The organism is Albibacterium sp. (assembly GCF_035514885.1).
Classification (GTDB): domain Bacteria; phylum Bacteroidota; class Bacteroidia; order Sphingobacteriales; family Sphingobacteriaceae; genus Albibacterium.
On record NZ_DATJCH010000014.1, the window covers coordinates 1 to 14,938 of the forward strand.

Annotated in this window: 14 protein-coding genes; 4 read left to right on the plus strand and 10 right to left on the minus strand. The window is 37.5% G+C overall.

Annotated elements, in window-relative coordinates; genetic code table 11:
- The 3 genes from VL047_RS08245 to VL047_RS08255 form a co-directional block, all read left to right on the plus strand.
- On the plus strand, positions 1-461 hold a 461-nt coding region (locus tag VL047_RS08245), incomplete at its 5' end, for a TolC family protein (RefSeq protein WP_325359648.1).
- A gap of 23 nt (positions 462-484) precedes the next feature.
- Positions 485-1,882: an efflux RND transporter periplasmic adaptor subunit gene (locus VL047_RS08250; RefSeq protein WP_325359649.1), complete on the plus strand. Its 1,398-nt coding sequence runs from the start codon at positions 485-487 to the stop codon at positions 1,880-1,882.
- Positions 1,883-1,927: 45 nt separating this feature from the next.
- Positions 1,928-2,923 carry an acyl-ACP desaturase gene (locus tag VL047_RS08255; RefSeq protein WP_325359650.1) on the plus strand — a complete coding sequence of 332 codons (996 nt, stop codon included), beginning with the start codon at positions 1,928-1,930 and terminating at the stop codon, positions 2,921-2,923.
- Here the strand turns inward: VL047_RS08255 and VL047_RS08260 are convergent.
- Positions 2,904-4,175, minus strand: a complete 1,272-nt coding sequence (locus tag VL047_RS08260) for a PepSY-associated TM helix domain-containing protein (protein ID WP_325359651.1) — start codon at positions 4,173-4,175, stop codon at positions 2,904-2,906. The genes VL047_RS08255 and VL047_RS08260 overlap by 20 nt on opposite strands.
- Positions 4,176-4,342: 167 nt before the next feature.
- Positions 4,343-4,558, minus strand: coding sequence for a hypothetical protein (locus VL047_RS08265; RefSeq protein WP_325359652.1), 216 nt, complete (start codon positions 4,556-4,558; stop codon positions 4,343-4,345).
- Positions 4,559-4,641: 83 nt separating this feature from the next.
- Here VL047_RS08265 and VL047_RS08270 point away from each other — a divergent pair, with 83 nt between their 5' ends.
- Positions 4,642-5,601, plus strand: a complete 960-nt coding sequence (locus VL047_RS08270) for a TIGR01212 family radical SAM protein (RefSeq protein WP_325359653.1) — start codon at positions 4,642-4,644, stop codon at positions 5,599-5,601.
- Between the two features lie 78 nt (positions 5,602-5,679).
- Here the strand turns inward: VL047_RS08270 and ilvA are convergent, their stop codons facing one another.
- The 8 genes from ilvA to ilvN form a co-directional block, all read right to left on the minus strand.
- Positions 5,680-6,930 carry a threonine ammonia-lyase IlvA gene (gene ilvA, locus VL047_RS08275; protein ID WP_325359654.1) on the minus strand — a complete coding sequence of 417 codons (1,251 nt, stop codon included), beginning with the start codon at positions 6,928-6,930 and terminating at the stop codon, positions 5,680-5,682.
- 2 nt (positions 6,931-6,932) lie between these two features.
- The gene (locus tag VL047_RS08280; protein WP_325359655.1) at positions 6,933-8,105 is read right to left on the minus strand and encodes a 2-isopropylmalate synthase; all 1,173 of its coding nucleotides are present in this window, start codon (positions 8,103-8,105) and stop codon (positions 6,933-6,935) included.
- Between the two features lie 26 nt (positions 8,106-8,131).
- On the minus strand, positions 8,132-9,229 hold the full coding sequence (leuB, locus tag VL047_RS08285) for a 3-isopropylmalate dehydrogenase (RefSeq protein WP_325359656.1): 1,098 nt from the start codon (positions 9,227-9,229) through the stop codon (positions 8,132-8,134).
- 1 nt (position 9,230) lies between these two features.
- A complete protein-coding gene (locus VL047_RS08290; protein ID WP_325359657.1) occupies positions 9,231-10,697 on the minus strand; it encodes an ATP-binding cassette domain-containing protein in 1,467 nt (488 codons plus the stop codon).
- Positions 10,697-11,281 (minus strand): 3-isopropylmalate dehydratase small subunit, encoded by a 585-nt coding sequence (gene leuD, locus VL047_RS08295; protein ID WP_325359658.1) that lies wholly within the window; start codon positions 11,279-11,281, stop codon positions 10,697-10,699. The genes VL047_RS08290 and leuD overlap by 1 nt, the downstream gene beginning before the upstream one ends.
- 43 nt (positions 11,282-11,324) lie before the next feature.
- Positions 11,325-12,722, minus strand: a complete 1,398-nt coding sequence (gene leuC / locus VL047_RS08300; protein ID WP_325359659.1) for a 3-isopropylmalate dehydratase large subunit — start codon at positions 12,720-12,722, stop codon at positions 11,325-11,327.
- 24 nt (positions 12,723-12,746) lie between these two features.
- Positions 12,747-14,228 carry a ketol-acid reductoisomerase gene (gene ilvC / locus VL047_RS08305; protein ID WP_325359660.1) on the minus strand — a complete coding sequence of 494 codons (1,482 nt, stop codon included), beginning with the start codon at positions 14,226-14,228 and terminating at the stop codon, positions 12,747-12,749.
- Positions 14,229-14,343: 115 nt separating this feature from the next.
- Complete coding sequence (ilvN, locus tag VL047_RS08310) at positions 14,344-14,931, minus strand: acetolactate synthase small subunit (protein ID WP_325359661.1); 588 nt, start codon at positions 14,929-14,931, stop codon at positions 14,344-14,346.
- Between the last annotated feature and the right edge of the window lie 7 nt (positions 14,932-14,938).

Below are 14,938 nucleotides of genomic sequence, written 5' to 3' on the forward strand. Positions count from 1 at the left end.
CCGGTACGGGATATTCCTCGGCCCAGGTCTCAAGCGACTTTAACCAACAGCTGAGCGACAACCTGAACCAGTATATCGGCTTTTCATTGAGCATCCCGATCTTCAATAACTTCAGGACCAAGATTGCTGTACGAAAGGCCAGGATCTCTTACGAGAATGCTTTGGTGAACGAACGGCAGTCAGAGAACAATCTGAGCAAGATCATCAATCAGGCGGTACTGGACCTTCGTGCAGCCGAGAAGAGCTATAACTCGACCCGGCAGGCATTCCAGGCCAACCAAGAGGCTTTTGATGTATTGAAACAGCGTTATGATGTAGGACTGGCCAACTCGATTGAGTTGAGCACCTCGCAAACAAATATGAACAAGGCAGAATTTGATTTTATACAGGCAAGATACAACCTGATATTCAGAACCAAGGTAATCGACTACTATTTAGGAAAGCCTATTACTTTTAACTAATAAAATAAATTATATTTATAACTATGGCAAAGAAAAATAAATCGCTTAAATATGGCGTTATTGCGATTGTGATTATACTGGTTTTTGTAATTATAGCAAATAAAGCTGGTTGGATTGGGCAGGGGGACGTTATTAAGGTTGCGACGGAAAAAGCTGAGAAACGGACCGTAAATGAAATGGTTTCTGCAAGTGGAAAAATTCAACCGGAAATCGAAGTGAAATTAAGTTCAGAAGTTTCAGGAGAAATAGTAGAGTTAAACATCCGTGAAGGAGATATTGTAAAGAAAGGACAAGTTTTATGTCGCGTAAAACCGGATATTCTTCAATCTGGTTATGATAAAGCAGTAGCATCGTTAAACTCGCAACGTGCAAACCTTGCGGCAGCACAAGAGCAGTTAAAGCAAATGGAGGCAACCTTTGCAAACAGTGAGGCTAACTATAAACGTAATCTTGAACTCTTCGATAAGAAAGTTATTTCAGCTTCAGAGTTTGAGAATATTCGCTCAGAATACTTAGGAGCAAAAGCAAATTTGGAAGCACAACGCCAAAATGTTATAGGTTCACGCTATGGTATTGATCAATCGCAGGCAACTGTTAAAGAAGCTGCAGATAATTTGGCAAGGACAACAATTTATGCTCCGGTAGATGGTGTAATTTCACTATTAAGTGTGGAATTAGGTGAGCGTGTGGTAGGAACGGCTCAAATGGCTGGTACTGAAATTATGCGTATTGCTAATATGTCATCCATGGAAGTAAATGTGGATGTGAATGAGAATGATATCAATCGTATATCAGTTAATAATGAAGCAACCATTGAGGTTGATGCATTTAGAGGCAGAAAATTTAAAGGAATAGTTACAGAAATTGGTAGTTCTGCAATTGGGGTAGCAACAGCGACAACAACTTCGGCAGAACAAGTTACGAACTTCAATGTGAAAGTTCGTATTCTTCCTGAATCATACGCCGATCTTGCGGAAGGTAAATCAGAATTAGATTCTCCTTTCAAACCAGGATTGTCTGCAACGGTTGATATTCATACACAGAAAGATAATGGGTTATCTGTGCCTATTCAGGCAGTTACGACACGTGAAATCGATGCAAAAGGAGAAAGCATTTCTCCAAACGATGAGGTGGCTTCAACACCAGCTCCAGCTACTCCTGAAGGGAATCCAGAAGCTAACAAAGGCACGAATAGTACGGCTCCTGTAAATGCAAGCCTTAAGGAATGTGTTTTTGTATATAGAAATGGTAAAGTTTACCAGGTTAATGTTACAACGGGTATCCAAGACGATCAGTATATTCGAATTATGAGTGGCTTGGAAGAAGGAGAAGAAGTAGTAATAAGTCCTTTTACAGCAATATCTAAAACGTTGAAAGATAATATCGCTGTAGAAAAAGTGAGCAAAGAACAGCTTTTTTAGAAAGCTTTTAAATTTGTTGGGCAAATATGTACCTTTGGTATATATATGCAAGAGAAACAACAGCCAATACATATAGGTTCAAGAAAAGAAGTAATGTCTTATCTTGAACCTTTTATGCTTAATGAAATGAGCGAATATCTAAAACCTATAGATGAAAATTGGCAGCCTTCAGATTTCCTTCCAGATTCAACAAGAGATACTTTTTTTGAAGAGATCAGAGATCTTCAGGACTCTGCAAAGGAACTTTCCTATGATACAGTTGCAGTTTTAGTAGGTGATACCATTACAGAAGAGGCACTTCCCACCTATGAATCGTGGTTATCCATGGTTGAAGATGTTTCTAAGAACGGACAGGGAGGATGGATGAAATGGGTGAGAGCCTGGACTGCAGAAGAAAATCGTCATGGCGATTTGTTGAATAAATACTTATACCTTTCTGGTAGAGTTGATATGCGCCAAATGGAAATATCAACTCAATATTTAATTAGTGATGGCTTTGAAATAGGTACAGGCCATGACCCTTATCGTAATTTTATATATACCTCTTTTCAAGAATTGGCAACTAATGTTTCTCATAGACGTGTTGCTGGTTTAGCCAAGCAATCCGGTGATAAATTATTAGCAAAAATGTGCGGGGTAATTGCATCAGATGAAGCACGTCACGCTAAAGCATATATTTCATTTATTAAGAAAGCAATGGAGGTGGATGCTAATGAAGTGCTTATTGCTTTTGAGGATATGATGCGACATAAAATAGTAATGCCGGCTCATTTTCTCAGAGAGATGGGTATGAATATCGGACAAACATTTGGCCATTTTACTGATGCAGCGCAGAGATTAGGTGTGTATACTTCAGTAGATTACGTAGATATCTTGAAAGAACTAATCTTTGAATGGAAATTAGATTCTATCCGTGATTTAAACGAAGCTGGTGAAAAAGCACGTGATTATGTAATGAAACTACCGAATCGCTTAAGTCGTGTTGCAGAACGTATGCGTATTCCTACAATGGATTATAAGTTTAAATGGATTCACGCATAGCTAAAGCTGGTTTACGCGATACTTTCCCTTTTCCTTTTTTCTTCTTTTTTAATTTATTAATCCAGATCAGGGTTCCGGTAACTGGTAAGCTTGTAGCTATTAAGCAAGTTATGAAATAGATTAACTTACTGAACTGGCCATATACATCTCCCACATGCAGTGCTTTGATGGAACTGCTTACTCTTTCATTAAAAGGTTTATCCTTGAAAATCATAGTTTCCTGTACACTGGCATCTTGCACCTTTAATTTAATTTGATTAGCTGCAGCTGGTGCAAAGAATCCTGCTTTATATTTGCTGATACTTATAATATCCTCATCCTCTGTCGGAATTGTAACCCTGATATCTCCTTCATAAGGAAAGGATGCATTCACAGTTTCAAGATAAGTTGATATAGGTAATAATGTAATTGTTGCTTGAGATGCATTTTCAGCTGCTTCCTTCGGAGCATCAGCTTTTGAATTTCCTCCTGCCGGTCCTCGTGATGGTGCTTCCTGATAAGTACCCAAGGCCTTCCTTAATCCTGTTCTATACCATTCAAATGACCATTGTGGACCGGTTATCCCCATTATAAGCAAAAATATGAAAGAATATAAGGATAAACTGTTATGTATGTCGTGGTTGATACGTTTCCAATTACTATTAAATTTGATAGTGAGACCTTGCCTCCATCTTTTTATCTTTCTTGGAAACCAAATCACCATTCCTGTTAATAAGCCTATCGTAAATAGAATAGTCATTGTTCCAGAAATATAGCTTCCCAATGTTCGATTAGGTAAGTCTCCGATTATTGGTGTTTCAACCTTATCTAGCATCAACCAACGATGTAAACTAAACATCGAACCCATAAACGTAGCAACCTTACTTTCCTCTTTGGAGTTTCCTAGTATTGCACCAGTATAAGGATTAATGTAGTATGTAACGCCACCTCTACTGTTATCTCCTTCTTGTCTTGTATTAATTTGATACGATTTCGACTCGTCTGCCGGAATGGTGAAGCCTGTTACCTTCGCATTACTTTCAACCTTTACAATCTCTGATAACTGCTCAATATCTATTTTCTTGCTTTCTGGGGTTACCTCATGTAAATGAGACGAAGCAAACTCCCTGATTTCTGTGTTATAAACATAAATGGTTCCACTTAAGCAGATGACAAAAACAAAAATGCCGGCAATTAAGCCAACCCATAAGTGAACATCGTTAAAAAGTTTTCTTATTATTTCCCAGTTACTTTTGTTTTTTATCTTTCTCATAATTGAACCATTGCTTCTTTATACAATTAGCCTTTATTTCCTTATCTATATAAAGTCTAAATAAGTATTGCAAAAATAGTTTTTATTTTCACATAAAGAAACATTTGAGCAAATGGTTTTTTCTTACGATAATGATGTCTAAACTTTAGAGCAAAATATATGTAATATTAGCCTTTCTTGCCTTGTTTATCAGGACTTTGATTACCACGGTTTACATTGCTTTGCTTATTGTCTGTTTGAAATGAGCTCTGACCGCCACTATTTGGAATCCCCTGACTCTTTTTAATCTTTTTTATATCTGTATGCTCACGATCGGATGTTGATCCCGGATGTTGAGTTCCTTTTCTGTCTGCTGGATTGACACTATTTTCTTTGTTATTCATAATAATCATATTTGAGTTTAAGAATATTTATATAAAAGAACCCCCGAAACAAAATTTTGTTTAAATATATCTAACTTTGGCCCATGAGTACATTACTAGATTCTGGTCAAAAGCCTTATAATCACTACGGAGCATATCTACGTAAGAAATACAATGGAAAAAGGGTATTTAAAATAATTGTAGACGGTCATTTTACATGTCCAAATCGTGATGGGAGCAAAGGTTATGGTGGCTGCTCCTATTGTAATGTAGATTCCTTTACTCCAGACTCTGCCAGAAAATTACCGACCATTAAAGAACAGGTAGAGGAGGGGATTGAACGTGCTATTAATGGTTACAGAGCAGAAAAGTTCATTATTTACTTTCAGCCTAATACCAATACCTATGCACCGGTTCATGCCTTGAAATCGATGTATGATGAAGCTTTAAGTATTGCACCAGAACACGTGGTTGGTCTTTCTATTGGTACACGGCCAGATTGTATTGATTTTGAAAAGGTTGCCCTTTTAGAAAGTTATACAGATCGTTATGATGTAGATTTAGAGATGGGAATGGAATCTATTTATAACGATACCCTGAATCGTATTAATAGAGGCTGTAGTCATGAAGAGCTTGAAACAGCTTTAAACTTAGTTGAAAATAGCCCTTTGGATATTTGTGTGCATAGTATTTTTGGTTTTCCCTGGGAAAGTCATGAAATGATGTTACGCTATGCAGATGAGATTAACCGTTTCCCTCAGATAAAGTTCGTTAAACTACATCATCTTCATGTTGTAGAAGGCTCTATTATGGGAGTTCAATATAAAAGAGAGCCATTTAAAGTATTTAGTCTGGAAGAATATACTGATTTTCTATGTGAGTTTATACCACTTTTGCGTCCGGATATAGTCTTACAACGTTTATTTGGTTTGGCAGATCAAGAGCTTTTAATTGCACCCAACTGGGGATTGGGTAAATCTTCGATTCAAACGCATATCGATAAAGAGTTAGAAAGACGTGGAGCAATTCAGGGATCAAATTATAAGGTTCCTCACATAATTTAAGATAATAAAGAAGCTCATCAACTTTCCTTATTATCCTAAATAGCATTAAGAGGCATTGTATTGAAATAAGACGATTACTTATATAAAGTATTCGAATAAGGTTTTATCTGTATTGATTTCTTTGAAGTCGAAGCCCTTTAGTTTCATGCGTTCAATAAGTGCCTGATAGTCTTTTGCACACTGAACTTCTATACCAACCAAAGCCGGACCTCTTTCTCGTTGAGTTTTCTTTATAAACTCAAAACGGGTTATATCATCCGTAGGACCCATCACTTCTGTAACAAAAAGTTTTAATGCACCTGGTCTTTGAGGAAAGTGAACCAAGAAATAATGTTTCTTTCCTTCATATTGTAAGGATAGTTCTTTTATTTCGGCCATACGATCGAAATCGTTATTCCCTCCACTAATTATGCATACTACTTTTTTACCTTTAATCTCGTCCTTAAACATGTCGAGTGATGCAACTGTAAGTGCCCCTGCGGGTTCTGCAACAATAGCATCATTGTTATATAAGTTTAAAATGCTTGAACAAACCTTTCCTTCAGGCACTAGTTCAATCCTACTTATATATTTTTGACATAATTCGAAGGTTAGATCACCGGCACGTTTAACTGCAGCACCGTCTACAAATGTAATGATGTTATCAAGAGTCACCGGCTTGCCCGCAGAAAAAGCGGCTTTCATACAGGCTGCTCCTTCAGGTTCAACACCATAACAAGTAGTTTCTGGGCGAGCGTGATTAAAATAATAGCCTACGCCCGAGGCTAAGCCACCTCCGCCGATAGGTACAATGACAATATCAACATCAGGCAAATCTTCCAGAATCTCAACACCAACGGTTCCTTGTCCTTCAATTATCGCAGCATCGTCGAAAGGAGGGACAAAGGTCATGTTGTGCTCCTTTGTATAAATTAAAGCTTCTCTGAGGCAGTCATCAAATGTATCGCCAGTTAAGATAATCTCTACAAAAGATTCTCCAAACATGCGTGTTTGATCAATCTTTTGTTTGGGAGTATGGCTGGGCATAAATATTACACCTTTGATTTGCTGGTTCTTACAAGAGAAGGCAAAACCCTGTGCATGATTCCCTGCACTGGCACATACTACTCCATTTTTCCTTTCCTCATCATTTAAACGAGATATCTTATTATAAGCACCCCTTAATTTATAAGAGCGCACAACCTGCATATCTTCACGCTTCAAGTAAATTGAAGCATTGTATTTTTTAGATAACCTGTTATTATATTGAAGAGGAGTTCTATTGATTACCGATTGGATACGTTTTAAAGCTGCAACAGAATCAAGAGTTATATCCGATAATTCGGTCATGATTATACTTTTATGGTTGTATTTTGTGCTAAATTAATTAAATCTTGATCGGTTATCTCCTTAGTATTATCAGCAAACTCAAGAAACTTACTGTATAAAATATCTAGGTCGCTTTTTTCTAAATTATAACCCAAGCGTTGCAAATGCCATTTGATGGCATGTCTTCCGCTCCTTGCTGTTAATATGATACCTGCTTCATCTAAACCTACATCTTCAGGCTTGATAATTTCATAGTTTTCACGATGCTTTAAAAAACCATCCTGATGAATTCCGGAACTATGAGCAAATGCATTTTTTCCAACAATTGCTTTATTAGGTTGGACAGGCATATCCATCATCATGCTTACCTGACGGCTTATTGCAGTAAATAGTTTACTATTAATGTTCGTTTTTAAGCCGTTAAAACTATTATGATGAACCTGAAGAATCATTGCAACTTCTTCTAATGAAGTATTTCCAGCACGCTCTCCAATACCATTAATGGTACATTCTACCTGGCGTGCACCTGCTTTTACACCGGCAATGGAATTTGCAGTGGCAAGGCCCATATCATTATGGCAGTGCACAGAAATAATAGCTTCATCAATATTCTTAACATTCTCCTTCAAAAATCTGATCTTATCAGCATATTGCTCAGGTAAACAATAACCATTGGTATCAGGAATATTGACTACAGTTGCACCAGCAGCGATAACAGCCTCAATCATCTTTGCAAGATATTCGTTATCCGCACGACCCGCATCTTCAGCATAAAACTCAACATCCTCAACAAAAGACTTTGCATATTTTACGGCCGCAACAGCACGTCCTAATATTTCTTCCCTTGTACTGTTGAACTTATATTTGATATGCATATCAGAAGAACCAATCCCAGTGTGTATTCTTCCTCGTTTCGCGTACTTTAAAGATTCGGCAGCAACTTTAATGTCGTTTTCATTGGCTCTGGTTAAAGCACAAATAATTACATCGTTTAGATTCTTGGACAATTCAACAACACTTTGAAAATCGCCCGGACTTGATACCGGGAAACCAGCTTCAACAATATCTACACCCAAGCGTTGCAGTTCAATTCCAATTTCAATCTTTTCCGAAGTAGTTAATTGACATCCCGGCACTTGTTCCCCATCGCGAAGAGTGGTGTCGAATATGTATAAGTGGTTTGGATCGTGTAACATATGAATTTCTTTTTGAAGATTAATAATTATGAATAGACGACATTTTCTTTCTCAGCAAAGGCTTCTAAAACTTTGGCTCCCATCTCTTTTGTTCCCAAAATTAATTCAGGAGAGGTAGTGCCGTCTGCTATGTCTAGTGTTCTGTAACCTGCTTTCAGTGTATCTGCAACAGCCTTAGTTACAAAAGTAGCCTCTTCTTTTAGTCCGAAACTTATTTCAAGCATTAATGCAACTGATAGGATGGAAGCTAAAGGGTTTGCTTTATTCTGACCTGCAATATCGTGCGCAGAACCATGGATGGGTTCGAAAAACCCGGTACCATCACCAATAGATGCAGAAGCCAACATTCCCATAGAACCTGCTATCTGTGAAGCCTCATCGGTAAGAATATCTCCAAATAAATTCGCTGTAAGAACTACATCAAACTTCTTAGGATTTTTAACCAATTGCATGGCTGCATTATCAATAAACATATGTTCCGTTTCAACATCTGGATATTGTTGAGCAATCTCTTGAACAACCTCTCTCCATAAGCGAGATGTTTCTAAAACATTTGCCTTATCTACCGAGCATAAACGTTTACCTCTTCTTTGTGCTGCCTCAAATGCTTTTATGGCAATTCGTTCAACTTCATAACGATTGTAATTCATTAAGTCAGAAGCAAAATTGCGGTCATCTGAACGTTGCTTCTCACCAAAGTATACATCGCCTGTTAATTCTCTGAAAAATAATATATCAGTTCCTCTTAAAATTTCCGGTTTTAAGCTTGAAGCATTCAGGAGCTCATCAAACAGTAAAATTGGTCTTAGATTAGCATACAAGCCCAACTCTTTCCTGATTTTTAATAAACCCTGTTCTGGTCTTACCTTAGCCGATGGATCATTATCATATTTAGCGTGTCCAATTGCACCAAACAGAATAGCATCACTTTTCCTGGCTTTTTCCAAGGTTTCATCAGGAAGAGGATTTCCGGTTGCTTCAATAGCAACATGCCCCATAATGGCTTCGTCGAACACAAAATCATGTCCGTATTTTTCGGAAACCTTTTCTAAAACCTTTTTACCCCAAGTAGTGACTTCTTGTCCGATACCATCACCCGGAATAATTAATATATTCTTCTTCATTTTAAAAAATACTTTCTGTTAAACTTTCTATGGCTTCAACTTGGCCATTCTTTAATATAATTCTTTTTTCAATACAAGTAGGTAGCTGTGTTTCAAAATGACCTACATAAATCAATGTTTTTCCATGAGCACCAAGCTCATCAACAATATCGTTAAAATATTGAGTCTGTGCAGCATCTAATCCCTGACAAGGCTCATCTAAAATTAGTAATTCAGGATTTTTGATGATTGTTCTGGCAAGTAGAGCTAAACGCTGTTTCCCTAAAGGCAACGTGTTCAATAAATTATATTTATACTCCTTTAGGTCAAAAAAATCTAAAACTTCATCTACCTTTCTTTGCTTATCATGAGTTAAATCCTGAAATAGGCCAATGCTGTCATAAAAACCCGAGGCCACACTCTGCCATACTTTTGCAGTCCGATCAAAATACCAATGAAGCTCAGGAGAAATAATTCCTAAGTGCTCCTTTATATCCCAAATACTTTCACCACTTCCTCTTTTCTTACCGAATAGATAGATATCGCTGGTATAAGCTTGTGGATGATCTCCATTGATTAAGCTTAACAAAGTTGATTTTCCAGAACCATTGGGCCCTTGTAATAACCATTTCTCACCAGCCTTTACCTCCCAGCTAATGTTATGTAAAACTTGCTTATCTCCATATTTTACATTTACATTATTCATCCTCACCATGCTATCTGCAGATGTATCAGGAGCCTGCTGTAGAAAGTAGGGGAGAGCCTTTTTAACTCTTGATTCTTCTTTTGTTATTTCCTCTTTACTATTCACAATAGTTAAGTCGCCGTCTTTTATTTCAGCAAATCGGTTTATACAGCTAGGCAATTCATCATCGTTGCTAATTAATATTAAATGCAAACCTTGATTGGTATGATCATCAAATACCTGGTTTAGATTTTTGCGTGATGTCGCGTCAAGACCCGTATAAGGTTGATCGATTATAAGCAATTGCGGTTTTAACCACAGTGCCTTTATCAATTGAATCTTTTTGTTTTCTCCACTCGAAAGCTCAATAAGCTGCGTGTTTTTAGCATTCGAAAAACCAAATAAATCCAGGTAGTAGTTAACATCTTCAATATTCAGATCCTCTTCTTCAGCAAATTTTAACAACTCAGAATGCACCGTTAGTGTATCGTTCTGCTGATGCTTATTATAGCGCTGTTGATAATAGAAGTTTCGATCTCCTTCAAGATTGGTAAATTGATACCAGCTTGAAATAAAAACTACTTGTTTTGGAAGTTGACTTGAGGGATCAAAGTTGATTTCAATACCTCCTGAGTACTTTTCCAAGCCTGCGATTGCTTTAGCCAAGGAGGTTTTTCCTGAGCCACTTTTACCACCTAGAAGCCAATTTTCTCCATAAAATATACGCCAATTCAATTCCTTTAATACCTGATTCTGCTGGTATTCTAGATTCAAATTAGTTATATTTATTAGAGGCTTCGACATTATTTTGACTGTTCGTAGGCTTCTATTAAATTTTTGTTATTCAATATAAAATCGATGTCATCATAGCCATTAATCAAGCATGATTTTTTGTATGGGTTGATCTCAAAGCTTTCCTGATCACCTGTTTCAGTCAATAGAACAGTCTGATTTTCCAGATCAACCACCAACTCTGTACTAGGATTCTTAGTTACTGCTTGAAATATCTTGTCTAAGAATTCATCAGAAACCTGTATAGGAAGCAATCCGTTGTTCAATGCATTGCCTTTGAAAATATCAGCAAAGAAACTGCTAATTACTACATCAAAACCATAATCCTGTATAGCCCAGGCTGCATGCTCACGGCTGCTACCACATCCAAAATTTTTACCAGCTACCATAATTTTCCCACTATAAGTAGGATTGTTCATGATAAAATCTGCTTTTGGTTGATTATTGCTGTCGTACCGCCAATCACGGAAAAGGTTTTCACCAAAGCCTTCCCTTGTAGTTGCTTTTAAGAAGCGGGCAGGAATGATTTGATCCGTATCTATATTTTCTATTGGTAGTGGAACTACCCTTGATTTTAATTTTTCAAATTTTCTCATTCGAATATTGTCTTTAAAGTAACAGTGCTAATTAAGTGCACTGTTACAATAGTTCCCTGATGTCGCTAATTTTACCGGTCACTGCAGCTGCAGCAGCTGTCAGCGGACTTACCAGCATGGTACGTGCATTAGGTCCTTGTCTACCTTCAAAGTTTCTGTTTGATGTAGATACACAATACTTTCCTGCTGGTATTTTATCTTCGTTCATTCCTAAACAAGCACTGCAGCCTGGTTCGCGAAGTTGAAAGCCAGCAGCAGCGAATACCCTGTCTAAGCCTTCTTCCTTTGCCTGCTTTTCTACCTGCTTAGATCCGGGAACAATCCATACTTCTACATTAGAGGCTTTTTGTTTGCCTTGTACAAAGCTGGCAATCTCTCTTAAGTCTTCAATTCTGGAATTGGTACAACTCCCTATGAAAACATAATCAACCGGTCTTCCTAAAATCTCTTTATCATCCTCAAAGCCCATATATTCTAGTGCTTTTTGATAAGAGAACTGTTCGCTTTCCGGTTGAGTTGATATTGCAGGTATGTGTTCTGTGATGCCCATTCCCATTCCCGGGTTTGTACCATAGGTAATCATCGGAGAGATATCTTCTGCCTTAAAGGTTAATACTTTATCGAACTGCGCATCTGCGTCACTATAAAGAGTTTTCCAATAAGCTAATTGCTTATCCCACTCTTCAGCTTTAGGTGCAAATTCACGTCCTTTAATATAATCAAAAGTTGTTTGATCAGGAGCGATCAATCCACCACGAGCTCCCATTTCTATACTCATATTACAAATAGTCATACGAGCTTCCATACTAAGAGCTTGAATGGCTGTTCCGGCATATTCAATAAAATAGCCAGTACCACCTGCAGCAGAGATCTGTGAAATAATATAAAGAATGATATCTTTTGCACCTACACCTCTACCCAATTGCCCGTTTACCTCTATTTTCATAGTTTTAGGCTTTTGTTGCAATAGGCATTGTGTAGCAAAAACTTGTTCTACCTGAGATGTTCCAATACCGAACGCCACAGCACCAAAAGCACCATGTGTAGAAGTATGGCTATCTCCACATACAATTGTTTTTCCCGGCAAAGTGATACCAAGCTCTGGACCAATAACGTGAACAATACCTTGGAAAGGATGACCTAGTCCATAAAGCTCGATGCCGAACTCAGCACAGTTCTTGGTCAACATATCTACCTGATATCTTGATAGTTCTTCCTTGATCGGCAAATGTTGATTAAGAGTAGGAACATTATGATCTGCCGTAGCAACAGTTTGTTTTGGACGAAATACAGGAATCCCTCTTTTACGCAAACCGTCAAATGCTTGCGGAGAAGTAACCTCGTGAATTAAATGTGTATCAATATATAGAATGTCAGGAAAACTCTCTTCGCGCTTGACGACGTGTGCATCCCATATTTTTTCTACTAATGTTTTCGACATGTTTTTATACCTTCTTTCTTACTATTAAGCTGTTTTAATTGATTTCATTGCAGTCATCGCTTTTCTTAATACCGCACCAACTTTTTCAACCGGATGATTACGAATAGCATCGTTAACAGCTATTAAATTTTGATTATCTACTGCTCCGTCTTTACCATCATTGTAGTTTTTACCAATGATGTCTGTATCTACAGTTTTCATAAAATCTGCCAATAATGGTTTACAAGCATGATCGAATAAATAACATCCGTATTCAGCTGTATCAGAAATTACACGGTTCATTTCAAATAATTTCTTACGGGCAATCGTGTTTGCAATCAATGGAGTTTCATGCAGAGACTCATAATATGCTGATTCTGGTTTAATACCTGCTTCAACCATGGTCTCAAAAGCTAATTCAACACCCGCTTTAATATAAGCAACCATGAACAAAGCATTATCAAAATACTCTTGTTCTCCGATTTTTACATCGCCAGCTGGAGTTTTCTCGAAAGCAGTCTCACCAGTTTCTGCTCTCCAAGCCAATAGGTTTTTATCATTATTAGCCCAATCTTCCATCATAGTGCTGCTAAATTCACCACTCATGATATCGTCTTGATGTTTTTGGAATAAAGGACGCATAATGGTCTTTAATTCATCAGCAACCTCAAAAGCTTTAATTTTAGCAACATTGCTTAATCTGTCCATCATAGCAGTAATACCACCTTGCTTTAAGGCTTCAGTAATTACTTCTACACCATATTGAACTAATTTGGAAGCATACCCAGGATCGATTCCTTTTTCTACCATTTTATCGAATGATAAAATAGATCCGGTTTGTAACAAGCCACAAAGAATGGTTTGTTCACCCATTAAATCAGATTTAACTTCTGCAACAAATGATGACCTTAAAACACCTGCTTTATGGCCGCCAGTTCCAACACAATAAGCTTTGGCTTCAATAAGACCTTTTCCTTGAGGGTCATTCTCCGGATGTACAGCAATTAAAGTAGGTACACCAAAACCGCGTAAATATTCAGCTCTAACTTCACTGCCCGGACATTTAGGAGCAACCATAATAACAGTTATATCTTTACGGATCTGCATACCTTCTTCTACCATGTTAAAACCATGAGAGTAAGATAGAGTTGCACCTTGCTTCATCAAAGGCATAACAGCTTCCACTACCGAAGTATGTTGTTTGTCAGGGGTCAGATTAATAACCAGGTCAGCGGTTGGAATAAGCTCTTCATAAGTGCCAACTTTAAAGTTGTTATCCGTAGCGTTTTTCCATGAATCTCTTTTTTGTTCAATTGCTTCCTTCCGTAGAGCGTAAGAAACATCTAAACCACTGTCTCTAAGGTTCAATCCTTGGTTTAACCCTTGAGCACCGCAACCTACAACCACAATTTTCTTTCCTTTTAAGGCATTTACACCGTCCGCGAACTCCGTACGATCCATAAATTCTGCAATACCTAATTGGTTCAATTTTTCTCTAAGTGGTAATGTGTTAAAATAATTTGCCATTGTTTTTTAATTGCTTGTTTTAATATATTTTCATTTGATTAGGGCAGTCGTTCATTTAGCTCGGCTGCCCATTGTGATTTAAATCTTTATTATTTTGAGAACGACTAATTAACTCTTACATGGTGAAAATCTTATCCTGCTTGTCTAAGAATTCATTTTCAACCATTTCAGAAACCTCTTCGTTCTCAAATTCTTTTAGCTTCTTATGGAAACCTTCACTGGCTTTTATAATGGCGATCCTGCCGCTTCTTACGAATTCTATCAAACCAAATTTTCCCAAAGCTTTCGTAAGGCCATTAATTTCCTCGCTATGACCAGAAGTCTCAAAGATAGTATAGTCGTTTCTAATAACTACAGCTCTTGCACCATATTGTCTTAACAGACGCTCTACACTTGCTTTCTCTGCAATTTCAGAAGTAGGGACTTTAAAAAGTGCTTGTTCCTGCCAAACAATCTCTTCATTGGTATTGTAGTAAGCTTTTAATATATCCACCTGTTTTTCAAGTTGGCGACAAACTTTTCTTACTACTTCTTCACTTTCGTTGATAACCAGCGTAAAGCGAAAGATGCCACTTACCTCAGAAGGAGAGCCAGTAACACTTTCAATATTAATTTTCTTACGGGAAAACTGGATGGCGATCCTTCCGATGATGCCAACTTTGTTCTCAGTATATATCGTTAATGTAAATTCCTGCTTTAACATCTTTCCA